The organism is Streptomyces sp. NPDC052107 (assembly GCF_040680215.1).
In the GTDB taxonomy this organism is placed as follows: domain Bacteria; phylum Actinomycetota; class Actinomycetes; order Streptomycetales; family Streptomycetaceae; genus Streptomyces.
Map to the genome: position 1 here is coordinate 305158 of NZ_JBFAWG010000002.1, position 22822 is coordinate 327979.

21 protein-coding genes and 5 tRNA genes are annotated in these 22822 nt (G+C 72.9%); 17 read left to right on the plus strand and 9 right to left on the minus strand.

Annotated features, from left to right (window positions below; translation table 11 throughout):
* The first annotated feature begins 59 nt into the window (after positions 1-59).
* Positions 60-566, plus strand: a complete 507-nt coding sequence (locus AB0M27_RS03320; protein ID WP_365717379.1) for a sigma-70 family RNA polymerase sigma factor — start codon at positions 60-62, stop codon at positions 564-566.
* Positions 567-611: 45 nt separating this feature from the next.
* The gene (locus AB0M27_RS03325; RefSeq protein WP_365717531.1) at positions 612-1109 is read left to right on the plus strand and encodes a GNAT family N-acetyltransferase; all 498 of its coding nucleotides are present in this window, start codon (positions 612-614) and stop codon (positions 1107-1109) included.
* A gap of 98 nt (positions 1110-1207) precedes the next feature.
* Here AB0M27_RS03325 and AB0M27_RS03330 read toward each other — a convergent pair whose 3' ends face one another.
* The gene (locus AB0M27_RS03330) at positions 1208-1627 is read right to left on the minus strand and encodes a hypothetical protein (RefSeq protein ID WP_365717533.1); all 420 of its coding nucleotides are present in this window, start codon (positions 1625-1627) and stop codon (positions 1208-1210) included.
* 7 nt (positions 1628-1634) lie between these two features.
* The gene (locus AB0M27_RS03335; RefSeq protein WP_365717381.1) at positions 1635-1994 is read right to left on the minus strand and encodes a hypothetical protein; all 360 of its coding nucleotides are present in this window, start codon (positions 1992-1994) and stop codon (positions 1635-1637) included.
* Between the two features lie 88 nt (positions 1995-2082).
* Between AB0M27_RS03335 and AB0M27_RS03340 the strand changes: the two genes are divergently transcribed.
* From AB0M27_RS03340 to AB0M27_RS03380, 9 genes are all read left to right on the plus strand, one after another.
* Positions 2083-2733, plus strand: coding sequence for an HAD family hydrolase (locus AB0M27_RS03340; protein ID WP_365717383.1), 651 nt, complete (start codon positions 2083-2085; stop codon positions 2731-2733).
* 343 nt (positions 2734-3076) lie between these two features.
* Positions 3077-4111: an ATP-binding cassette domain-containing protein gene (locus tag AB0M27_RS03345; RefSeq protein ID WP_365717535.1), complete on the plus strand. Its 1035-nt coding sequence runs from the start codon at positions 3077-3079 to the stop codon at positions 4109-4111.
* Positions 4108-4845: a methionine ABC transporter permease gene (locus tag AB0M27_RS03350; RefSeq protein WP_365717385.1), complete on the plus strand. Its 738-nt coding sequence runs from the start codon at positions 4108-4110 to the stop codon at positions 4843-4845. The genes AB0M27_RS03345 and AB0M27_RS03350 overlap by 4 nt, the downstream gene beginning before the upstream one ends.
* A 118-nt stretch (positions 4846-4963) precedes the next feature.
* Complete coding sequence (locus AB0M27_RS03355; RefSeq protein WP_365717387.1) at positions 4964-5794, plus strand: MetQ/NlpA family ABC transporter substrate-binding protein; 831 nt, start codon at positions 4964-4966, stop codon at positions 5792-5794.
* A 131-nt stretch (positions 5795-5925) separates the two neighbouring features.
* Complete coding sequence (locus tag AB0M27_RS03360; protein ID WP_365717389.1) at positions 5926-6564, plus strand: GNAT family N-acetyltransferase; 639 nt, start codon at positions 5926-5928, stop codon at positions 6562-6564.
* A gap of 86 nt (positions 6565-6650) precedes the next feature.
* On the plus strand, positions 6651-7880 hold the full coding sequence (gene cbiE, locus AB0M27_RS03365; protein ID WP_365717391.1) for a precorrin-6y C5,15-methyltransferase (decarboxylating) subunit CbiE: 1230 nt from the start codon (positions 6651-6653) through the stop codon (positions 7878-7880).
* 394 nt (positions 7881-8274) lie between these two features.
* Complete coding sequence (gene cobT / locus AB0M27_RS03370) at positions 8275-12432, plus strand: nicotinate-nucleotide--dimethylbenzimidazole phosphoribosyltransferase (RefSeq protein ID WP_365717393.1); 4158 nt, start codon at positions 8275-8277, stop codon at positions 12430-12432.
* Positions 12433-12644: 212 nt separating this feature from the next.
* Positions 12645-13889 (plus strand): uroporphyrinogen-III C-methyltransferase, encoded by a 1245-nt coding sequence (gene cobA, locus AB0M27_RS03375; protein WP_365717395.1) that lies wholly within the window; start codon positions 12645-12647, stop codon positions 13887-13889.
* 73 nt (positions 13890-13962) lie between these two features.
* Positions 13963-14781, plus strand: a complete 819-nt coding sequence (locus AB0M27_RS03380) for an RNA methyltransferase (protein ID WP_365717397.1) — start codon at positions 13963-13965, stop codon at positions 14779-14781.
* Positions 14782-14810: 29 nt separating this feature from the next.
* Here the strand turns inward: AB0M27_RS03380 and AB0M27_RS03385 are convergent, their stop codons facing one another.
* Entirely contained in the window at positions 14811-16238 is a 1428-nt protein-coding gene (locus tag AB0M27_RS03385; RefSeq protein ID WP_365717399.1) for a protein kinase, read from the minus strand.
* A gap of 603 nt (positions 16239-16841) precedes the next feature.
* On the opposite strand from AB0M27_RS03385, the gene AB0M27_RS03390 reads away from it, so the two are divergent.
* From AB0M27_RS03390 to AB0M27_RS03400, 3 genes are all read left to right on the plus strand, one after another.
* Positions 16842-17018 (plus strand): hypothetical protein, encoded by a 177-nt coding sequence (locus AB0M27_RS03390; protein ID WP_365717401.1) that lies wholly within the window; start codon positions 16842-16844, stop codon positions 17016-17018.
* A gap of 248 nt (positions 17019-17266) precedes the next feature.
* Positions 17267-18226: an aminoglycoside phosphotransferase family protein gene (locus AB0M27_RS03395; RefSeq protein WP_365717403.1), complete on the plus strand. Its 960-nt coding sequence runs from the start codon at positions 17267-17269 to the stop codon at positions 18224-18226.
* An 80-nt stretch (positions 18227-18306) separates the two neighbouring features.
* The gene (locus tag AB0M27_RS03400; protein ID WP_365717405.1) at positions 18307-18591 is read left to right on the plus strand and encodes a zf-TFIIB domain-containing protein; all 285 of its coding nucleotides are present in this window, start codon (positions 18307-18309) and stop codon (positions 18589-18591) included.
* 47 nt (positions 18592-18638) lie between these two features.
* Here AB0M27_RS03400 and AB0M27_RS03405 read toward each other — a convergent pair.
* The 5 genes from AB0M27_RS03405 to AB0M27_RS03425 form a co-directional block, all read right to left on the minus strand.
* Positions 18639-18710, minus strand: a tRNA-Val gene (locus AB0M27_RS03405).
* 29 nt (positions 18711-18739) lie between these two features.
* Positions 18740-18811: transfer RNA gene (locus AB0M27_RS03410), tRNA-Val, on the minus strand.
* Between the two features lie 47 nt (positions 18812-18858).
* A tRNA-Val gene (locus AB0M27_RS03415) sits at positions 18859-18930 on the minus strand.
* A gap of 1 nt (position 18931) precedes the next feature.
* Positions 18932-19005, minus strand: a tRNA-Cys gene (locus tag AB0M27_RS03420).
* A gap of 38 nt (positions 19006-19043) precedes the next feature.
* Positions 19044-19116, minus strand: a tRNA-Gly gene (locus AB0M27_RS03425).
* Positions 19117-19294: 178 nt separating this feature from the next.
* Between AB0M27_RS03425 and AB0M27_RS03430 the strand changes: the two genes are divergently transcribed.
* The 3 genes from AB0M27_RS03430 to AB0M27_RS03440 all read left to right on the plus strand — a co-directional run bounded on the left by AB0M27_RS03430 (position 19295) and on the right by AB0M27_RS03440 (position 22072).
* Complete coding sequence (locus AB0M27_RS03430) at positions 19295-20350, plus strand: chorismate-binding protein (protein WP_365717407.1); 1056 nt, start codon at positions 19295-19297, stop codon at positions 20348-20350.
* The gene (locus AB0M27_RS03435; protein WP_365717409.1) at positions 20347-21168 is read left to right on the plus strand and encodes an aminodeoxychorismate lyase; all 822 of its coding nucleotides are present in this window, start codon (positions 20347-20349) and stop codon (positions 21166-21168) included. The genes AB0M27_RS03430 and AB0M27_RS03435 overlap by 4 nt, the downstream gene beginning before the upstream one ends.
* A gap of 79 nt (positions 21169-21247) precedes the next feature.
* A complete protein-coding gene (locus AB0M27_RS03440; protein ID WP_365717411.1) occupies positions 21248-22072 on the plus strand; it encodes a GNAT family N-acetyltransferase in 825 nt (274 codons plus the stop codon).
* 26 nt (positions 22073-22098) lie between these two features.
* Here the strand turns inward: AB0M27_RS03440 and AB0M27_RS03445 are convergent, their stop codons facing one another.
* The gene (locus AB0M27_RS03445; RefSeq protein ID WP_365717413.1) at positions 22099-22623 is read right to left on the minus strand and encodes a DsbA family protein; all 525 of its coding nucleotides are present in this window, start codon (positions 22621-22623) and stop codon (positions 22099-22101) included.
* Positions 22624-22822 lie beyond the last annotated feature (199 nt).

A 22822-nucleotide genomic window follows, 5' to 3' on the forward strand; every position in this document is an offset into this window, starting at 1 on the left:
TCGGGGTGACTGTGCGCCGCCCCGGAAACCTGTTCCCGGGGCGGCGCGTCGTTCCGCATATGACGCACGACCTGGTAGCCGCCCTGGGCCCGCTGCTCACCGCCGAGGCCTCGGCCGAGGCATATGCCGCCGGGAGCGAGCCGGGCGACCTGGAGCAGGCGGTTTGGCTCCGCCTGCTGGAGCGGCTGGAGACCGAGGGGCCGCCGCCGGACCCGCAGGGCTGGCTGCGCAAGGCCGTCCGCGCCGAGGCCCGCCGCAGCCGCCGTACCACCCGCCGGGAACACCCGTACGGCGCCGAGCCGCCCGACGACACCCGCACCGACCCCGAGCAGTACGTCCTCACGGCGGCCCGGCACCGCGCGCTGCGCGAGGCGGTGCGCCGGCTGCCCGGCCGCTGTCCCCGGCTCATCGAGGCCCTGTTGTCCCCGAAGGACCTGACATACCGGGAGATCGCGGGGGAGTTGGGTATCTCACAGGGCAGTCTTGGCCCGGAACGCTCCAGATGTCTGGGATGTCTGCGCAGATTGCTCACGCCGGAGGTTGCGGCCCGCGAAGTGCGGGGATAGGAGTGAGGGACGACAGGTGATCAGGTGAGCGGGAGGCGTGCGCACATGGGCATGAGCGTGACCATCTCGGTGGCGACCGAACAGGACGCGGAGCAGATCTTCAGGCTCCAGTACCTGTGCTTCCAGAGCGAGGCGGCGTTGTACGGCAACTACCGCATCGACCCGCTCGTCCAAACCCTGGACTCCGTCCGCCAGGAGGTCGCCTCCGACTGCGTCTTCGTCGCCCGGCTCGGCGAGGAGGTCGTCGGCTCGGTGCGCGGCAAGCTCGCCGAGGACGGCGCGGCCGCCATCGGCAAGCTCTGCGTCCACCCCCGCCTGCAGGGCCACGGCATCGGCGCGCGGCTGCTGCGCGCGGCCGAGGCGGCGCTGGTGGAGGAGCGCGGCGCCACCCGCTTCCGCCTCTTCACCGGCCACCGCAGCGAGGGCAACCTCCGCCTGTACCGCCGCTCAGGCTACGAGACGGTCGGCAGGTCCAAGGGCGCGGACGGCGTAGAGATGATCGTTTTGGAGAAGCCGGCGGGGGCTTTCGTCCGGACGGCGTGAGCCGAAGCGCCCCGAGAGGGGCGCGAGGCCGTATCAAGGTGCGGCTCCGCCGCGTGGGCGCGACAAGCCACGGACCACCCGCAGCCGCCGACGCATCCTCAGGCGCCCCGGTCCTTGCGCGCCTTCCGCAACCAGTACATCGCGGAAACCGGCAACAGCACCGGAATGAAGATGTACCCCGCCCCGTAGTACGACCACACGGTCGCGTCCGGGAACGCCGAGCGGTCGGCCAGCGTCCACGTGCCGACGATCAGCACACCGGCGAGCTCGGCGGCGCAGCACACCGACGCCGCCCGCCGAGCGGTCTCCCCGCCGCGGATCAGCGTGTACGTGATGAACCCGTACACCACGCCCGCCACCGCCGACAGCGAGTAGGCCAGTGGCGCCCGGTCGAACTCCGTGGAGATCTGGTACGCGGAACGCGACACCGCCCCGACCACCATCACGCCGTAGAACCAGACGAGCAGCATGCCCGGCCCGCTGATCAACCGGGCCGGCTTCTCCTCCAGCGCCGTCATCTCGGCCTCAGCCTCCCCAGATGTCATAGAGCCGCACCTCCAGCACGGCCAGCACCACACCGCCGGCGGCGACCGTCACCGAGCCCCAGCGGGTCCGCTCGGCCAGTGACATGAAGCCCGCCGCCGGAACGCACGCGAACGCGCCCAGCAGATACGCCACGAAGATCGTCGTGCCCTGTTCCGGCTTCTCGCCCCGCGCCAGCTGCACGATCCCGACCACCAGCTGGACCACGGCCAGCAGCGACACTGCCGCCATGCCGATGAAGTGCCAGTCCTTGGTCGGCTGGTCCCGGTAGGCGGCCCAGCCGCACCAGGCGGCGAGCAACAGCGCGGCGACCCCGGTCACCAGCGTCAGGGCATTGAGCATGCGGTGACCTTATTACGGCCGAAACGGGCGCCGGCCGCCGACCCCGCCCGTAGGCCATGGGGTCTAGACCACACCGTAGGGTCTAGGCATGACGATCCACGCGCACGCCCTCCTGTTCGACAACGACGGCACCCTCGTCTCCTCCCTCGACTCCGTCGAGCGCTGCTGGACCCGCTGGGCCCGGGAGTACGGGGTCACCGCCGAGGAGTTCGGGCGCGTGGCCCTGCACGGGCGGCCCGCCGCCGAGATAGTCGCCGATCTGCTGCCCGCCCACCTGGTCCCCGAGGCGGTCGCCCGGGTCGAGCAGCTGGAGGTGGACGACGTACCCGACGGAGGCGTACGGCTGCTGCCCGGCACGCGGGACTTCCTGGACTCGCTGCCCGCCGACCTCTGGGCCGTCGTCACCTCCGCCACCCGGCGGCTCGCCGAGGCCCGGCTGGACGCCGTCGGCATCCTGCCCAAGACGCTGATCGCCGCCGACGACATCACCCGCGGCAAGCCCGACCCCGAGCCCTACCTGCTCGCCGCCCGGCAGCTCGGCGTCGACCCGGCCCGCTGTGTCGTCTTCGAGGACGCCCCGGCCGGACTCCAGGCGGGCCGCGCCGCCGGGATGACCACCGTGGCGTTGGCCACAACCCACCGGGCGGAGGAACTCGACGCCGACCTCGTGGTGAAGGACCTGTCGGCCTTGTCGGCACTGGTCACCGACGGGGGCGTGGAGATCTCCGTCCGCCGGTGAGTGCCCGTTCCAGGCTGTCCGCCGCTGTCCACTATCCGGACAGCGGCGACCGGTCAGGACCATACGTCTGCTTTACTGATCGCATGACCACGACGAGCTGCCGCACCCTTGCGACCGAGGCGACCATGACGCCCGGTGCTCGTTGTATGTGTCGCCTGATGTGTCGAATGTGCGCCTTCTAGAGGGCCCCCGCATCAGCTGAGCCTCGCGCCCCGAAGCGAGAGCCGTGGCATGTCCGTGCGCTCGGTCCGTACGAGACGCACATCCACTCCCCATGCCTGGACCGCATGCACCCGTGCCCGGGCACACCCACGCCCGCGTACTCGACAGTGACGGAAATCCTGTGATCACCACCTCGGGCCTGACCAAGGTCTACCGCTCCCGCGGCCGTGAGGTCACCGCCCTCGACGGCGTCGATCTCCACGTCCGCGAAGGCGAGGTCTACGGCGTCATCGGCCAGTCCGGCGCCGGCAAGTCCTCCCTCATCCGCTGCGTCAACCTGCTGGAACGCCCCACCTCCGGCACCGTGACCGTCGCCGGGGACGACCTCACCGCCCTCGCCGGCCGCGGCCCGCGCGCCGGCAGGGAGCTGCGCCGGGCGCGCAGCCGCATCGGCATGGTCTTCCAGCACTTCAACCTGCTCTCCTCGCGGACCGTCCAGGACAACGTCGAGCTGCCGCTGGAGATCCTCGGCAAGTCCGGGAAGGAACGGTCCCGCAAGGCGCTGGAGCTGCTCGACCTGGTCGGCCTCGCCGACAAGGCGGGGGCCTACCCGGCCCAGCTCTCCGGCGGCCAGAAGCAGCGCGTCGGCATCGCCCGCGCCCTCGCCGGCGACCCGAAGGTGCTGCTCTCCGACGAGGCCACCAGCGCCCTCGATCCCGAGACCACCCGCTCCATCCTCCAGCTGCTGCGCGACCTGAACCGGCAGCTGGGCCTGACCGTCCTGCTCATCACCCACGAGATGGACGTCGTGAAGGCGGTCTGCGACTCCGCCGCCCTTATGGACAAGGGCCGCGTCGTCGAGTCCGGCACGGTCAGCGAGCTGCTGGCCACCCCCGGCTCCGAGCTGGCCGCCGCGCTGTTCCCGGTGAGCGGTGAGCGCACGGGCGCCGACCGGACCGTCGTCGACGTCACCTTCCACGGCGAGGCCGCGACCCAGCCGGTCATCTCCCAGCTCTCCCGCACCTACAACATCGACATCTCGATCCTCGGCGCCGCCATCGACACCGTCGGCGGCCTGCAGATCGGCCGGATGCGCATCGAACTGCCCGGCCGCTACGAGGACAACGTGGTGCCGATCGGGTTCCTGCGCGAACAGGGCCTGCAGATCGACGTGGTGGGCCAGGAGGCTCTGCTGGTGAAGGAAGGTGCCAAGTGACCTGGTCCGAGATGCAGCCGCTGCTGTCCCAGGCGTGTACCGAGACGTTCCAGATGGTGCTGTGGTCCACCCTGATCGCCGTCGCCGCCGGCCTGCCGCTCGGCATCCTCCTCGTCCTCACGGACCGGGGCGGCCTGCTGCAGAACGTCGTCGCCAACAAGGTGATCGGCCAGATCGTGAACATCGGCCGGTCCATGCCGTTCATCATCCTGATGGTCGCCCTGATGAGCTTCACGCGCTGGGTCACCGGGACGACCATCGGTACGACCGCCGCTATCGTGCCGCTCGCCATCGGCGGCATCCCGTTCTTCGCCCGGCTGGTCGAGACGGCTGTCCGTGAAGTGGACAACGGTCTCGTCGAGGCCGTGCAGTCCATGGGCGGCAACACCTGGACGATCGTCCGCAAGGTCCTCGTCCCCGAGGCCCTGCCCTCGCTGATCGCCAGCACCACCACCACGGTCATCGCGCTCATCGGCTACTCCGCCATGGCCGGCACGGTCGGCGGCGGCGGTCTCGGCGACCTCGCCGTCCGCTACGGCTACCAGCGCTTCGAGACCGAGCTGATGTGGATCACCGTCGCGATCCTCGCCGTCGTGATCTCCCTGATCCAGTTCGCCGGCGACCTCGCGGCCCGCTCCCTGCACGCCCGCGGCGGCCGCTCCGGCCCGGCGCCGGGGCTCCGCCTGCTGAAGGCGACGGAGCCCGCCGCGGCCGACGTCAGCAAGGTCGCCTGAGGCCCCGAAGACTCCCCGTACGCCCACCCGTCACCCCACCACCACGCCTTGACGACGGCGCTTCGCGCCGACATCCCCTGATTCGGGGTCGCACCACCCTTAAGGAAAGGCACTTTTCGTGCGTAACACCGCCAAGCTCACCACCGCCGTCCTCGCCGCCGGAGCCCTCACCTTCGGGCTGACCGCCTGCGGCTCCGGCAAGGACTCCGCCTCCTCCGACTACAGCGGCCCGCTGGTCGTCGCCGCGAGCCCGACCCCGCACGCCGAGATCCTGAACTTCGTCAAGGACAACCTGGCGAAGAAGGCGGGCCTCGACCTGGAGGTCAAGGAGTTCACGGACTACATCACGCCGAACACGGCGACCGAGGACGGCTCGGTGGACGCCAACTACTTCCAGAACCAGCCGTACCTGGACGACTTCAACACCAAGCGCGGCACCCACATCGTGCCGGTCGTCACGGTGCACCTGGAGCCGCTCGGCCTGTACTCCCACAAGGTCAAGAAGGCCGACGCCCTGAAGAGCGGTGCGACCATCGCCGTCCCGAACGACGCCGTCAACGAGGCCCGCGCGCTGAAGCTGCTCGCCGACAACGGGCTCATCGCCCTCAAGTCCGGTGTCGGCAACGAGGCGACCCCGCAGGACATCACCAAGAACCCCAGGAACCTCAAGTTCAAGGAGGTCGAGGCGGCTCAGACCCCGCGCTCCCTGGACGACGTGGACGCGGCCGTGGTGAACGGCAACTACGCCATCTCCGCGGGTCTGAAGCCCGCCAAGGACGCCATCGTCCTGGAGTCCGCGAAGAACAACCCGTACGGCAACTTCCTCGCCGTGAAGAAGGGCAACGAGAAGGACCCGCGGGTCAAGAAGCTCGCCAAGCTCCTCGTCTCGCCCGAGGTCAAGAAGTTCATCGAGGACAAGTACCAGGGTTCGGTCATCCCGTCCTTCTGATCCGGCTCGCACAGCTACGGGGTCCACTCCCTCACCCGGGGTGGACCCCGTCGTGCGGTTCAGTGGTTTCATGCTGCATGCTGGGCAGTTCAGCAGGCCCTGAAGGTTTTTCAGAAGTTACGGAGCGGCGCATGACTGGCACCTTTCCCAACGTCTCCATCAGCACGGAGCGGTTGGTCCTGCGCCCCTTCGAGGAGTCGGACATCGAGGCCTTCGCCGAGATGATGAACGACGAACTGGTCACCACCTGGACCTCGGTCCCCCAGCCCTACACCGAGGCCGACGCCCGGGACTGGATCACCACACAGGCCCCTGCCGAGCGCGCCGACGGCCGCGGCATCGTGTTCGCCGTCGACGAGTTCCTCACCCAGCGTCTGGTCGGCACCGTCCACCTGAGCAACACCGACTGGCGGGTGCGCTCGGCGGAGATCGCCTACGTCGTCGCGCCCTGGGCCCGCGGCGAGGGCTACGCCTCCGAGGCCGCCCTGGCCACCGCGCAGTGGCTGTTCCACGACCAGAGGTTCGAACGCCTGGAGCTGCGCACCGCCGCCGACAACACCGCCTCCCAGCAGGTCGCCCAGAAGATCGGCTGCATCAGCGAGGGTGTGCTGCGCGGCGCCTGGATAGCGCGCAGCAGAACAGCGGACGGCACCTGGACGGATGTCCGCACCGACGTCATCGTCTGGAGCCTGCTGCCGGAGGACCTGGCCGGGGCCGGCGAGCAGCTGGCCGACACGGGCGGTTTCACGTCGTACTCCGATTGGAACTGAGCCCGTCGGCCTCACCAGGTACGCTCAGGGAGCCCGCCATGGGTCCGCCCCCCTGACGACCTGCGAAGACCTGGAGAGAAACGACGATGGCCGACCGGGTCACGGTGATCGGCTGGGACGGCTCGCCGCTGACCGACGCGGCACGCGCCGCCCTCGGCGCCGCCACGCTCGTGGCGGGCGCGGCCCACCACCTGGCGCTGCCCGAGGTCCCGCCCACCGCGGAACGCGTCCGCCTGGGCAGCGTCGCGCTCGCCGCCCGCCGGATCGCCGCCCACCGCGGCACCGCCGTCGTGTTCGCCGACGGCGACCCCGGCTTCTTCGGCGTCGTACGCACCCTGCGCGCTCCGGAGTTCGGCCTGGAGGTCGAGGTCGTGCCCGCCGTCTCCGCCGTGGCCGCCGCCTTCGCCCGCGCCGGCATGCCCTGGGACGACGCCCAGGTGGTCGTCGCCCACCCGCGCACCCTGCGCCGGGCCGTGAACGTCTGCCGCGCCCACACCAAGGTCGCCGTCCTCACCGCACCCGGCGCCGGACCCGCCGAACTCGGGCTCCTGCTGGAAGGCGTCCACCGGACGTTCGTCATCTGCGAGGAGCTGGGCACCGAACGCGAGCAGGTCACCGTCGTCACCTCCGACAAGGCCGCCGACCACACCTGGCGCGACCCCAACGTCGTCATCGTCATCGGCGGATCCGTGGGAGCCGGTGGCAGCGGCGGCTGGATCGCCGGGCGCGACCCGGGCGCCGGCCCGCGCGGCTGGGTGCAGCCCGACGCGTCGTACGGAGACGGAGCCGGTCGCGGTCTCGGCGAGGGCGAGACGGAGTTGCTGCGCGCCACCCAACTGGCCCGCCTCGGGCCGCGGGTCGGCGACCTCGTCTGGGACATCGGCTGCGGCTCCGGCGCGTTCGCCGCCGAGGCCGCGTGCGCCGGAGCGGCCGTCATCGCCGTCGACCGGGACCCGGGCGCCTGCGCCCGGACCGACGCGGCCGCGCGCCGGTACGGCGTCCAGCTCCAAGTGGTCCAGGGCACCGCCCCGCACGTCCTGGAGGACCTGCCCGAACCGGACGTCGTCCGGGTCGGCGGCGGGGGAGCGGCCGTGGTCTCCGCGGTCGCCGACCGGCGCCCGCAGCGCATCGTCGCGCACGCGGCGACCCGCGACGCGGCCGAACTCGTCGGCCGCGACCTGACCGAGCACGGATACCGCGTCGAGTGCGCCCTGCTGCAGTCGGTCGAACTCGACACCCGCGCCTGGACCGAGACCGAGCGGAGCGTCGCATTCCTGCTCACTGGAGAACTGCTGCGGCGCGAAGCGCCTCGTTGAGGGGTGGTGGTCGGGCGACGGGCGGGCCCTCCCGGATCGCGCCCCGTGATCCTGTTGTCGTACTGCGCGCGGTAGGCTGGCCGATCGTTGTGCCACACCGGGCGGCCCGGAACTTCGTTCGCCAATGTCCGGAAAGCGCGCCCGTTTTGGGGTGGGTGTGGTACTGCGGAACCGGAGGACGCGCAACGTGGCGCAGTCCACAGCGGGCTGTCGCGGATCATGCTGTCGCGACGGCGGAACAGCCGGGACAATGCCACGGAATGGCTTTGTCGCCTTTTCCGGAGGGTCGTTCGTGCCGCTGGGCACGGACGCTCGTTCTTCACTACGGGCGGTCGGTGCGCCGTTCCGGGTGAGCTGGTCGTAGGAGCACTAAACCGATGGGCGAGGGGTACGCATGACCGACACCGGCCAGGTCCCGGCCGAGGGGCAGCCGGAGAGCGCAGGCATGGTGGAGCAGCCGGGCGTCGCCGCGCACGGTGCGTACACCTACCTCTCCGAGACACCCGCCGAGGACGAAGACCTGCTGCTGCCGGGCGCCCAGGGCGCGTGGGGCAACGAGGTGCCGCCACCCGCTCCGGAACCGGTCGTCGAGGCCGTCCACGAGCCGGGCCCGCACGAGACGGCCGGCCGCGACAGTGGCTCCGTCGACCTCAGCGGCGTCCGCCTGCCGAACCCGGCCCCGGCGTCCGTGCCGCCGTCACCCATCCTCTCGGCCCCGCAGGTCCAGCCGGCCGCCGCGCAGCCGTCCCGCCGTCCGCTGCACCTCGGCCCGCCGATTCCCGACGCCTCCGCCAGCCCGGTCCGCTCCCTCGCCGACCGCGGCCCGGCAGGAGCGCCGGTACGGCAGCCCGGGCCCCAGACGGCCGGCCCCGAGTACCTCGACGCCCAGCCGCTGCATGACGCCCAGCCGCTGCGCGACATGGCGCCGCCGAGCGCGGCCCCCTGGGGTGCGGCGCCCGCCGCCGCGGTGGCCGGGGCCGCCGCACCGGCACCGGCCGCGGTGGCCCAGGTCGGCGTGCAGACGCCGGCTGCCGAAACGGTTGACCCGGCCGCCACCTCGGCGGACGCCGCCGCCCAGGCCGACCCGTCCGGCGCCGCCCGGGCCGCCGTCGCCCGCCTCGCGAACCAGGCCGTCGCACAGGCACCGGGCACTGCACAGGTGGTCCACGGCCATGACGGCGTGCAGCCGGTGCATGGCCACGACGGCGTGTACGCGGCTCCTGCGGGCGCGGTGCCCGAAGGTGTTCAGCCGCTTGTCGCGGGTCACGGTCCCGAGGGCGCTTTCGGCCCTGCCGCGGCCGAGGGCCCCGAGGGTGCGCAGTCGCCTGTTCCGGTTCAGGGCGCCGACGGCGTCAACCAGTTCTCCGGCGAGGCCGGTCAGGGCCTGACCGGTGCGCAGCCGATGGATGTTACGGCCGCCGTGGACGGTGACTTCGCCGCCGCCGACGGCACCGCCGGTGCCGGCGCGCCCGTGGCCGAAGCGGAGGCCGGCCTGGCTGTCGAGGGTGTCGTGGTGGCGCCCGAGGCCGAGCAGGCCGCCGCCCTGGAGAGCGACGCGGCAGCCGATCCGGCTGCGGCGGCCCCGGTGGCCGACGCCGCCCCCGAGCCCGTGACCCCCGCCGATCCGGGTGGCGCTCATGCGGCCCAGGTCAAGGCGGTGCAGGGCGAGCCCGTGCCCGGTCAGGTTCCGGAGGACGCCGGGGCAGCCACCGGCGCCGAAGCGTCCGCGCCGGCTCAGCCCTCGGCCCCCGCTCATCCCGGCGAGATCTCTGAGCAGGGCGAGGGCACGCCGGTCGCCGACGCCGGGCAGGCCGCAACGACCGATGCGGTGAGGGTAGTCGCGCAGGGCGCCGCCGAGACCACGGACTCCGATCCCGCACAACAGGCGCCGGGCGCGGTCCAGTTCACCGAGGAGGCCGTCCCGGGCGAGGCCGCCGCCCCGGCACAGCCGGACCCGAACGGCCCCGTTGCCGTCGAGCCGCAGCGCGGCGCGGTGGAGGGGCAGCCCTCCGCTCCCCAGGACGCGCCCGCCGCCGAAGCCGCACCGGCACCCGCGCCGGCGGCCGTGCCCGACCCCGGCACTGCGGCCCACGCTCCGCAGCCGGTGCAGGCAGAGGCCCCGGCACCCTCCCCGACGCAGGACCGCACACCGGCAGCGGCCGCCACTGACGGCACCGCAACTGTGCAGCGCTACCCGGCGCAGGGCCCCCAGTTGGCCGAACCGGTCGCGGCCGAGACCGTGCCCGGCACGGCGCAGCCCCCCGTCGTACCGCAGCCGCAGGCCGAGCCCGCCGCCCAGGACCCGGTCCACCAGGTCGCTCAGGCCGCTGCCGCCGCCGATACGACCCCCGCGCACGGCCTGGACCTGCCCGCCGGCCCGCAGACGCAGCCCGCCGAGGCCTTCGCCGTGCCGGTCGCCGACGACGGCGCCCCGATGCCGTCCCCCACCGAGGCCGGGGCCACCCCGGGCGACCCCGCCGGCGGTTCCCCCGAGCACCCGGAGACCGCCGAGCAGACCGAGCCGCTGCCGTCCAACGTCCCGCTCCAGGCGCACCCGGAGCAGCCGCTCGGGCAGTTCGTGCCGGTCGAGGGCCAGGTGCCGACGACCCCGCACCTGGCGCCCACCCCGCCGCAGCCCCTGGTCCTCCCCACGGAGGACGCGCAGGAGCCGGTGGCCTCGGTGCCGGCACCGCGCGAGGCCGAGCCCGCACCGACGGCGGCCCCGGATGTCGTACAGCACGCGGAGGACCTGCAGACCAGGGCCGCCGACCAGGAGGAAGAGGGCACGGCCGCGGTGGCGGAAGCACGACAGCCCAACGGCCCCGCCGCGCCCGGCTACGCCGACGCCGAGCGCGAGGCCGTCCTGAAGGTCATGCGCGAGCGCAGAGACATCCGCAACGGCTTCCGCAGCGACCCCATCCCGCACGAGGTGCTGCTGCGCGTCCTGGAGGCCGCCCACACGGCGCCCTCCGTGGGCCACTCGCAGCCCTGGGACTTCGTCGTCATCCGCTCCGCCGAGACCCGGCGGACGATGCACGAACTGGCGATGCGTCAGCGCGAGGCCTACGCCAAGTCGCTGCCGAAGGGCCGGGCCAAGCAGTTCAAGGAACTGAAGATCGAGGCCATCCTCGACACCCCGGTCAACATCGTCGTCACCGCCGACCCCACCCGCGGCGGCCGGCACACCCTCGGCCGTCACACCCAGCCGCAGATGGCGCCCTACTCCTCGGCGCTCGCGGTGGAGAACCTCTGGCTCGCCGCCCGCGCCGAAGGCCTCGGCGTCGGCTGGGTCAGCTTCTTCGACGAGCGGGAGATGGTCCGCGCGCTCGGTCTGCCCGAGCACCTGGAGGTCGTCGCCTACCTGTGTATCGGGTACGTCGACGAGTTCCCGGACGAGCCCGAGCTGATGCAGGCCGGCTGGTCCAAGCGACGCCCCCTGTCCTGGGTGGTGCACGAGGAGACGTACGGCCGCCGCGCCCTGCCCGGAGAGGAACCCCACGACCTGCTTGCCGAGACCGTCGCACAGATCCGCCCGCTCGACGCCAAGGCCCTCGGCGAGGCCTGGGAGCGCCAGAAGCGCATGACCAAGCCGGCCGGCGCGCTGGGCATGCTGGAGATCATCTCCGCGCAGCTGTCCGGGCTGTCCCGGCAGTGCCCGCCGCCGATCCCGGAGCCCGCCGCCGTCGCGATCTTCGCCGGCGACCACGGCGTGCACGCCCAGGGCGTCACCCCCTGGCCGCAGGAGGTCACCGCCCAGATGGTGGCCAACTTCCTGGGCGGGGGAGCGGTCTGCAACGCCTTCGCGAGCCAGGTCGGCGCCGAGGTGTGCGTCGTGGACGTCGGCGTCGCCGCCGACCTGCCCGCCACCCCCGGCCTGCTGCCCCGCAAGATCCGCGGCGGTACGTCCGACATGACCACCGGCCCCGCGATGACCCGCGAGGAGGCCAAGGCGGCCATCGAGGTCGGCATCGAGACCGCCCGCGACCTGGTGGCGGCCGGCAACAAGGCGCTGCTCACCGGCGAGATGGGCATCGCCAACACGACCGCGTCCGCCGCGCTGATCTCGGTCTTCACCGGCGCCGACCCGGCCGAGGTCACCGGTCGCGGCACCGGCATCAACGACGAGACGCTGGCCCGCAAGACCGAGGTCGTGCGCCGGGCTCTGGACCTCCACCAGCCGGACCCGGCCGACCCCATCGGCGTCCTCGCGGCCATCGGCGGCTTCGAGCACGCCGCGATGGTCGGCCTGCTCCTCGGCGGCGCCTCGCTGCGTACGCCGGTGATCCTGGACGGCGTCAGCGCCGGTGCCGCGGCCCTGGTCGCCCGCGCCATCGCCCCCGAGGTCCTCGCGGCCTGCATCGCCGGCCACCGCAGCGCCGAACCCGGCCACGTGGCCGCCCTCAACAAGCTGGGCCTGCGCCCGCTGGTCGACTTGGACCTGCGCCTGGGCGAGGGCACGGGCGCCCTGCTGGCCCTTCCGCTGGTCCAGAGCACGGCGCGGGCGATGCACGAGGTGGCGACGTTCGATTCGGCGGGCGTCACGGAGAAGTAGGGCCTCCCGGCACGGACGTTCCGGGCGCCCCGCCGGCGGGCCGGGTGGTTGTGGGCAGTCGTTCCGCTGGGGCGGACGAGTTGGGCACGACCACCCACAGGGGCGCACCCGGCCACCCTGCCCAGCTACCGGACACCTGAGCCGCCTTCAGCCCGGCCAACGTAAAATCCGCACGTCAGCGCCACCGCACAGCCACCGGAGGAGCCACCGCCATGGCCGAACACCCCGCCTACCCCGTAGGCCTCCGCCTCTCCGGCCGCCGCGTGGTCGTCCTCGGTGCCGGCACGGTGGTCCAGCGCCGCCTCCCGGCACTCATCGCGGCCGGCGCGGACATCGTCGTCGTATCCCCCGAGGCGACCCCCTCCGTCGAGGCCATGGCGGACGCGGGCGAGATCACCTGGATCAGGCGGCCGTACCAGGACGGCGACCTCGCCGAGGCCTGGTACGCCCTCATCGCCACCAGCGACCCCGGGACCAACACCGCCGCCTCCGCCGAGGCGGAGCGCCACCGCGTCTGGTGCGTCCGCTCGGACGACGCCGACCAGGCGACCGCCTGGACCCCGGCGACCGGTCACAGCGAGGGCGTCACCGTCGCCGTACTGACCACGGACGCGCGCGTCCGCGACCCCCGCCACACCGCCGCCATCCGGGACGCGGTGGTCGAGGGCCTGCGCGACGGCACCCTGGTGGCGCCCCACCACCGCACCCGCACCCCCGGTGTCGCCCTGGTCGGCGGCGGCCCCGGCGACCCCGACCTGATCACGGTCCGCGGCCGCCGGCTGCTCGCCGAGGCGGACGTCGTCATCGCCGACCGGCTCGGCCCGCGCGACCTGCTCGACGAACTCCCGCCGCACGTCGAGGTGATCGACGCGGCGAAGATCCCGTACGGCCGTTTCATGGCCCAGGAGGCCATCAACAACGCGCTCATCGAGCACGCCAAGCAGGGCAAGTCGGTCGTCCGGCTCAAGGGTGGCGACCCGTTCGTCTTCGGCCGGGGTATGGAGGAGGTCCAGGCGCTCGCCGAGGCCGGCATCCCCTGCACCGTGGTCCCGGGCATCTCCAGCTCGATCTCTGTGCCGGGCGCGGCCGGCATCCCGGTCACCCACCGGGGCGTGGCGCACGAGTTCACGGTCGTCAGCGGCCATGTCGCCCCGGACGACGAGCGCTCGCTGGTCGACTGGCCGTCGCTGGCAAGGCTCACCGGCACGCTCGTGATCCTGATGGGCGTCGACAAGATCGGGAAGATCGCCGAGACGCTCGTCGCGCACGGCAAGTCCCCGCAGACGCCCGTCGCGCTGGTGCAGGAGGGCACGACGGCCGCGCAGCGCCGCGTCGACGCCACCCTCGCCACGGTCGGGGAGACGGTACGGACCGAGGAAGTGAAGCCCCCGGCGGTCATCGTCATCGGCGAGGTCGTGCAGGTCGGCCCGCAGCAGGCCACCCGACCCATGGCTTGATCACGCGTAACCCGGGGTAACCTACCCGTTCCCAGCCGTTGGCAGCACACCCAGGACAAGGCAGTATCACCCTGTGGCCGATCTCATCACCGTCGAGGATCCCGACGACCCGCGCCTGCGCGACTACACAGGCCTGACCGACGTCGAGCTGCGCCGCAAGCGCGAGCCCGCCGAGGGCCTGTTCATCGCCGAGGGCGAGAAGGTCATCCGCAGGGCCAAGGAAGCCGGCTACGAGATGCGCTCCATGCTGCTCTCGGCGAAGTGGATCGACGTCATGCGCGACGTCATCGACGAACTGCCCGCCCCGGTCTACGCCGTGAGCCCCGAGCTCGCCGAGCAGGTCACCGGCTACCACGTGCACCGCGGCGCGCTCGCCTCCATGCAGCGCAAGCCGCTGCCCACGGGCGGCGAACTGCTGCGCTCGGCGCGCCGGGTCGTGGTCATGGAGTCGGTCAACGACCACACCAACATCGGCGCGATCTTCCGCTCGGCCGCCGCCCTCGGCATGGACGCGGTCCTGTTGTCGCCCGACTGCGCCGACCCGCTGTACCGCCGTAGCGTCAAGGTCTCCATGGGCGCGGTGTTCTCGGTGCCGTACGCCCGGCTGGAGACCTGGCCGAAGGGCCTGGAGTCGGTCCGCGAGGCCGGCTTCACCCTGCTCGCGCTCACCCCGGACGACAAGGCCCGTGCCCTGGACGAGGCCGCCCCGCACCGGATGGACCGGGTGGCCCTGATGCTCGGCGCCGAGGGCGACGGGCTGTCCACCCAGGCCCTGGTCGCCGCCGACGAATGGGTCCGCATCCCGATGTCCCACGGCGTCGACTCGCTCAACGTGGGCGCCGCCGCGGCGGTCGCCTTCTACGCGGTGACCACCGGCCGCCCGGAGGCCTGACCTTCCCCGGCCGGCCTGCGGGCCGCCGGTTACCCCCCGAAGTCCAGGGCCGGCGTCGACCCGTACCGGTCGGAGTCCCGGTCGGACGCCGGCCCGCCGGCGTCCGCCGACGGGTGGCTCGGCTGTGCGTGCTGCCGGCGCCGGCCGCCGTCGTCGCCAAGGCCCCGGGCCGGACCCTGGCAGCCCTGTGCCACGGCGATGCCGAGCGCCACCAGCAGCGTCACCACGACGAACACGAACAGCCGCTGGCGCAGCAGCCGGGGATTGGCCGGCCGCAGTCCGGTGCCCGTCGTACGATGCGCCGGCCGCCCGGAACCGCCCCGGGCGGCGGGACGGCTCCCGCTGCCGGAGCGCGGTGCGCCGCCGCGCGGCGCCGGGGTCGGGCGCGCCGAGCCCGGCCGTGCGGGGGCACCCGTACCGTTGCCGCGCGGGCCGCTGCCGGTCCGCGAGGGTGCTCCGCCGCGCGAGGACGCACCGCCCCGGGCGGGGGCACCGGTGCGCGGCACCGGAGTGCCGGGGGCGGTGCGCCGCTGGGTGCGCTGCTGCTCGGGGTAGGTGTCGACGAGCCGCCCGGTGGGCCGGTCCGCCTCCGCGGCACGCGGCGCCGGCGGCCGTACGTCGGTCAGGCCCTGCGCCTCGCGGGCGGCGATCTCCTTCAGCCGCAGCGACAGCTGCAGCGTGCTGGGCCGGTCCTCGGGGTCCTTCGCCAGGCAGGCCCGCACCAGCGGGGCGAGCGCGTCGGGCACGCCGTGCAACTGTGGCTCCTCGTGCACCACCCGGTACAGCATCACCTCGGAACTGCCGTGCCCGAAGGGCGAGTCGCCGGTGGAGGCGTAGGCGAGGGTCGCGCCCAGGGAGAAGACGTCCGTCGCCGGGGTGACGGCCGCGCCGCGCACCTGCTCCGGCGCGAGGAAACCGGGGGAGCCGACCGCCGTACCGACGTGGGTGAGCGTGGAGGCGCCGGTGGCCCAGGCGATGCCGAAGTCGATGATCCGCGGCCCCTTCGGGGACAGCAGGATGTTGGACGGCTTGAGGTCCCGGTGGACGACACCGGCCTCGTGCACCGCGACCAGGCCCTCGGAGAGCGCCGCGCCGACCGCCGCGGTGTCGGCCGCGCTCAGCGGCCCCTCGTCGGCGACCTTGTCGTGCAGGGAGGGCCCGGGTACGTACTGCGTGGCGAACCAGGGCCGTTCGGCCTCCAGGTCCGCGGCGACCAGCCGGGCCGTGCAGCCGCCCCTGATCCGCCGGGCCGCCGAGACCTCACGCGCGAACCGCGACCGGAACTCCTGGTCCTCCGCCAGATCGGGCCGGATCACCTTCAGGGCGACGCGCTGGCCCTTCTTGTCGGAGCCGAGGTAGACCACACCCATCCCGCCCGCGCCGAGCCGTCGGTGAAGCCTGAACGAGCCGACGACGCGCGGGTCCTCGCGCCTCAGGCGCATCATCGCCATGTTCATCCCCGCTGCCCGGTCCCTGTGACGTGGCACAGCTTACGTTTCCACGGCCGCCTGCGCGCAGAGGCCGCGCCCTCCGGGCCGGACGGATTGTGCGGACCATCGGTACGACATGAAACGCGGTCAGGAAGCAAGCCCGCACGGGGTCCTTGAGCCGACATCGCCCTCAACCGCTCTGGGACATGGGGGTGTTGAGGTGACGAGACGGCAGGTGGTGCCGGTTCGGGCGGCCGTCCGGCACCCACCGCGGACCGGCCGCGGACCCGGGTGCGGGACGGGCCGGGCACCGGACCCGGCGCAGGTCCCACACCAGTACAGAGTGATCGAAGTCACTCCTTGTGGACGTCGGATCCTTCGGAAATGACCGGACACAGCGGGCGGCCCCTTCCGGGAAGACCCCGAGACCCTGACCCGCGTCTCCACCCAGGGGAGTACGTCCCGAGTTGTGGCTCATCCTCGGGGAGGCCCGGCAATCGATACGAGGGCATGACGCCCGCCGGCCGCCCCGCGCCTAGATTTGAGGTCAAGCGGCGGGTGCAGCACTCGTCCCCCGAGGTCAGACACCCGCCGCTGCCGACGACAACCGACACGGTCAGGAGAGGGACCATGGCCCACACGGCACCGCGACGCCCGACGTTCGCACGGCGCCGGACGGGCCGCCGCCACCCCCTGGTGGCGACGCTCATGGCCCTTCCCCTGGCGGCCCTGCTCCTGCTCGTCTTCGACGGCTGGGAGACGGTGGCCACACAGGCGTCGTCCGTGGGTGCGATGCTGGGGCGCTGAGCGGCGACCCCAGGCCCGGAAGAGCGGTCCGGGCGGGGACATCCATCCAGGAAACCCCGTGGGGACGGGGGTGCGGCGGACGGCACAAATGCCGGCGCAGCTGGGGAGCTGCGCCGGCATGCGCCGTTTTTCGGGGCGGCAGCTGCACGTGCCGGCGCCTTCGAGGGACCCCGCCGGCGCGGGCAAGCGACCCACTCCCGGCCGGCGCCAGTACGCTCAGGTCCGCAGCCCACCTTCCCGAGGCACCGTTGACCGCAGACAGCCCCGCCCTCGTACCCGCGCTCACCGCAAAGGCCAGAGCCGCCGCTCACCCGAACCGCACCGGCGACGCCCCCTGTGCCTGCGACGACACGCCCCTCGCCGACCGCCCCGACGCCGCCGTCGTACGGCACGCCGACACCGTCGCGAAGGCCCACGCCCCGGATGCCGACCGCGTGGAGCTGACCCGGCGCCTCGCCGTGGCCGCCCGCCTCCCGGACGTCCTCCTGCCCCCGCTCGCCCCGACCCCCGCGCCCCTCTCCGACCGCCTGGTGACCTTCTGGCCGTACGGCACCCCCGTGGACCCGGACGACCGGGACGCGGCGCCCTGGGAGGCCACCGGCGCCCTGCTCGCCCGTCTGCACCGCACGCCTCCGCCCGTCGGCCTGCCCCCGATGCGCGGCCCCGTCAAGGCCGCCCGCGCCGTCGCCCGGCTGCGCTCGGCCCTGCGCGCCGAGCCCCATCCGGCGGCCGGCCCCGTCCTCGCCGCCTGGGCCGGTCTCCCCGCCTGGGCCCGGGCCGAGGCGCCGATGCCCGGCCCGCCCGCCCTCTGCCACGGCGACCTGCATCTCGGCCAGCTCGTCCGCCACCCGGCACCGGACGGCCCCTGGCGCCTGATCGACGTCGACGACCTGGGAACCGGCGTCCCGGCCTGGGATCTGGCCCGTCCGGCCGCCTGGTACGCCTGCGGGCTCCTCCCGCCCGACGAGTGGACCCGTTTCCTCGGCACGTACCAGCGGGCCGGCGGCCCGGCCGTACCCGCGGTCGGCGATCCCTGGGCCGCTCTGGACGTACCGGGCCGCGCGCTGACCGTGCAGACGGCCGCCCTCGCCGTCAGCAAGGCGCTCGCGGCCGGCCGTCCGCTGGACGAGGTGGAACAGGCGGTCGTCGAGGCATGTGCCCGAATGGCCCCGATTCCACACCAGTTGGCGCCCGAAGCCACGGACTAAGCTGCAACCGACCAGGGCTGCACGGAGTCTGTCCTGGGGAAGCACGAAGCAGGACCGACCGGCGAGGAGTTGAGCCGACCATGCATTGTCCGAAGTGCCACGCGCCGATGCACACCTACAACCGCAACGGCGTCCAGATCGAGCAGTGCAGCGGCTGCCGCGGCATCTTCCTCGACTACGGCGAGCTGGAGGCGCTGACCCAGCTGGAGGCCCAGTGGTCCAAGCCCGTCCCGCCCGCCCCGCAGGCGTACCCGGCGGCGCCCGCGCCCGCCTGGGGCGCCCCGCACGGTGGTCACCACGGCGGTCACCACGGTGGGCATCACGGTCACCAAAAGAGCTGGGCGCACATGCTCTTCTCCAGCTGAGCGCACGGAGAAGCCCCCGGTCACGAGACCGGGGGCTTCCTGGTGTGTGGACGATACTGGGATTGAACCAGTGACCTCTTCCGTGTCAGGGAAGCGCTCTCCCGCTGAGCTAATCGTCCGCAGCCGGTGACCCGAGGGTCACGGACAGTGCGCGATACTGGGATTGAACCAGTGACCTCTTCCGTGTCAGGGAAGCGCTCTCCCGCTGAGCTAATCGCGCGGGGCGGGATCTTCGAGAAGACCCGTGGATCCTGCGAGAAGATCCAGTGGACGATACTGGGATTGAACCAGTGACCTCTTCCGTGTCAGGGAAGCGCTCTCCCGCTGAGCTAATCGTCCTTGGAGGTGGAGACGGGATTTGAACCCGTGTAGACGGCTTTGCAGGCCGTTGCCTCGCCTCTCGGCCACTCCACCAGGAGTGTAGGGGATCGGGATGACCCCTTCTTCCTTCGAGCGGACGACGAGGCTCGAACTCGCGACCTCAACCTTGGCAAGGTTGCGCTCTACCAACTGAGCTACGTCCGCTTGTCGTTTCGATCCGCTTGCGCGTCCCGGCGACGTGTTGAACTCTAGCGGATTCCCGGGCCAGTACAAAAACGCGTTTGCGCAGCGTGCTGCGCTGACCCCGACGGACCCCGTGGTCAGAGCCGCCTCCGGGACATCCCGGGGCCACCTGTCGGACACCCGACCTAGACTCGACCACGTGCTTCACCACCCTTCCGGCCCCCCTCCCCTGGCCCGCTTCGGCGACCGCGTCGCCACCGGCCTCCTCGACGTGACCAGCGATCCTGCCGCCCTGGACTCCGCGGGCTTCTGGGCCGTCTGCGCGGACTTCGAGGGCCGGCTGACCTGCGCCCGCTTCGCGGACGTACGCGAGGAGCCGGTGCCCGCCCCGGTGCCGGGCGGCTGGCGGGGCCCGGCGGTGGGGGACTGGACCTCCTCCCTGGACCGGGCCGGGTACACGGCCGCTGTCCGCCGGATACGCGAGCACATCGCGGCCGGCGAGGTCTACCAGGCCAACCTCTGCCGGGTGCTCAGCGCGCCGGTCGCCCCGGAAGCCGACGTGGACGCCCTGACCGCCCTGCTGGCCCGCGGCAACCCGGCGCCGTACGCCGGGACCATCCGGCTCCCGGAACACGGTGTGGAGATCGCCACCGCCTCGCCCGAGCTTTTCCTGCGCCGCCACGGGCGTGTCGTGGAGTCCGGGCCGATCAAGGGCACCGGACGCACCGAGGCGGACCTCCTGGAGAAGGACTACGCCGAGAACGTGATGATCGTGGACCTCGTCCGCAACGACATCGGGCGCGTCTGCGCCACCGGCAGCGTGACCGTCCCCGATCTGTGCGCCGTGGAGAAGCACCCCGGCCTGGTCCACCTGGTCTCCACGGTCCGCGGCGAGCTGCGGGACGGGGCGGGCTGGCCGGAGCTGCTCGCCGCCGCCTTCCCGCCCGGCTCGGTGACCGGTGCCCCCAAGTCGAGCGCCCTCAGGATCATCGAGGCCCTGGAGACCGCCCCGCGCGGGCCCTACTGCGGCGGCGTCGGCTGGGTCGACGCCGACCGGGGCGTGGGCGAGCTGGCCGTCGGCATCCGCACCTTCTGGATCGACCGCGCCGAGGCCGCCCTGCGCTTCGGCACCGGCGCCGGCGTCACCTGGGGCTCGGACCCCGAGGGGGAGTGGCGGGAGACCGAGCTGAAGGCGTCCCGGCTGCTCGCGGTAGCGTCGGGGGCGTACGAGGCAAGTGGAGGGGTTTTGTCATGAGGATCTGGCTGGACGGCGGGCTGCGGGACCTGGAATCCGCCCATGTCTCCGTCTTCGACCACGGGCTGACCGTCGGCGACGGCATCTTCGAGACCGTGAAGGCGGTCCACGGCAGGCCGTTCGCCCTCACCCGGCACCTGGACCGGCTGACCCGCTCGGCCCGGGGCCTCGGCCTGCCCGACCCCGACCACGACGAGGTCCGCGAGGCCTGCGCGGCCGTCCTTGAGGCCAACCCGATGCCGCTCGGCCGGCTGCGGATCACCTACACCGGCGGCCACGGCCCGCTCGGCTCCGACCGCGGCGAGCACGGCCCGACCCTCGTGGTCGCCCTCGGCGAGACCACCCGCCGCCCGGACACCACCGCCGTGATCACCGTCCCGTGGACCCGTAACGAGCGTGGTGTCCTCACCGGCCTGAAGACCACCTCGTACGCCGAGAACGTCGTCGCCCTCGCCCGCGCCCATGAACACGGTGCCTCGGAGGCGCTGTTCGGCAACACGGTCGGACAGCTCTGTGAGGGCACCGGGTCGAACGTCTTCGTCGTCCTGGACGGCGAGATCCACACCCCGCCGGTCGCCTCCGGCTGCCTCGCCGGCATCACCCGCGCGCTGGCCGTCGAGTGGACCGGCGCCAAGGAGACCGATCTGCCGCTGGACGTGTTGCAGCGTGCCGACGAGGTCTTCCTCACCTCGACCCTGCGCGACATCCAGGCCGTCCACCGGGTCGACGACCGCGAGCTGCCCGGCACCCCGGGCCCGGTGACCGCCAAGGCCATGCGGGTCTTCGACGAGCGGTCAGGGCAGGACCTGGACCCCTGAGCCCGGTACGCCGGACCCGGCTGCACCGGCACCGGAAAACGGGCTGACTTGACGGTCGGCCGCGGGTAGAACACCTGTGATGACCACGACCCTGCGGCCGACCGAGCCGCTCCAGCGCAACGCCGACGGCACTCGATCCCGCCGCTACCAGGTGTGTGTGAACAGCCGCCCCGTCGGCGAGATCCACCTCGGCACCTCGCCGTCCCTCGGCGACTCGGTGGCCCGCGTCATCGACCTGCGGATCGCCGAGCCCGACCGGCGGCGCGGCCGGGGCACGGTGGCCGCGCTCGCCGCCGAGGAGGTGGCGCGCGCCTGGGGCTGCACGCAGATCGAGACCCTGGTCCCCGCCTCGGCCGACATCGCCCCGCGGCTGTTCCGCGCCCTCGGCTACACGCTGCGCAACCGCGGCATGGAGAAGCGCCTCGGCACCACCCCACCCGAACTGCCGCCGGGCAGCCGGGAGCGGCCCATGACCGAAGCCGATTTCGCCGCGTGGCAGGCGTACGAGAGCGAGCACTACGCGCGTATGTGGATCGAACGCGGTCTCCCCGAGGCCACGGCCCACGCCAAGGCCCGCAGCGACCACGAGAGGCTGTTGCCGCGGGGTCTGGCCACCGACGGCATGATCTTCAGCGTCCTGGAGCACGAGGGGGCCCGGGTGGGCACGCTGTGGCTGGCCCTGCAGGACACCAAGGCTTTCGTGTTCGACGTCGAGGCCGACCCGGCCCACCGCGGCCGCGGGCACGGCCGTACGCTCATGCTGCTGGCCGAGCGCCAGGCGATGGAGGCCGGCCGGCCGGTTCTCGGCCTCAATGTGTTCGCGGGCAACACCCCGGCCGAGCGGCTGTACGAGTCACTCGGCTACGAGACGACGTCCCGCTCCCTCTCCAAGCCCCTGGTGTAGGTGCCGCCGGGATCCTGTCGTGCGGCTCAGTCCTCCTGGCCGCCCAGCAGCCGGTCCGTGATCTCCTCGATGCGCGTGCGCAGCCCCTCCTGGCTCTTGCCGCCGTCGAGGCGTTCGCCGCCGATGACGTACGTCGGGGTGCCGGTCACCCCGATCGCCTTGCCCTCGGCCTGGTCGGCGTCCACGATCAGGATGTGCCGGCCGTCGATCAGCGCGGTGTCGAACTCCTCGGCGTCCATGCCGAGTTCACGGGCCACCTCGACCAGGAAGGGTTCGCCCTTGCGGTCCAGTTCCTCGACGCGTGCCAGCACGGCCTCCACGTACTCCCAGCCCCGGCCCTGCTCCAGCGCCTCCTCGGCGGCCTGCGCGGCGGCGAAGGAGTGCTTGTGCTTCTCCAGCGGGAAGTGCCGCAGCCGCAGTTCCAGCCGGTCGCCGTAGCGGGCGCGCAGGGCGCGGACGTCGTCCAGGGCGGTGCGGCAGTCGGGGCACTGCAGTTCGCACCAGACGTCGAGGACCAGGACATCGGTGCGTGCGGGGGAGGAGTCGCTCATGCCGACCAGTCTCCCAGGCCGGACGCGGGCGACCCAATCGGGACGCTACGGCCGTACAGCACCGCACCGGCACTCCAGTAGGAGACGACCCGGAGATGTCCCTGATGTCCGCCGGGGGCATGGCATCGCGAGGACCGGGCGGTGCAGGATGGAGGGGACGGAGGCGGGGCGCCATGCCGTGTCCCACGTCCGCCGAGCG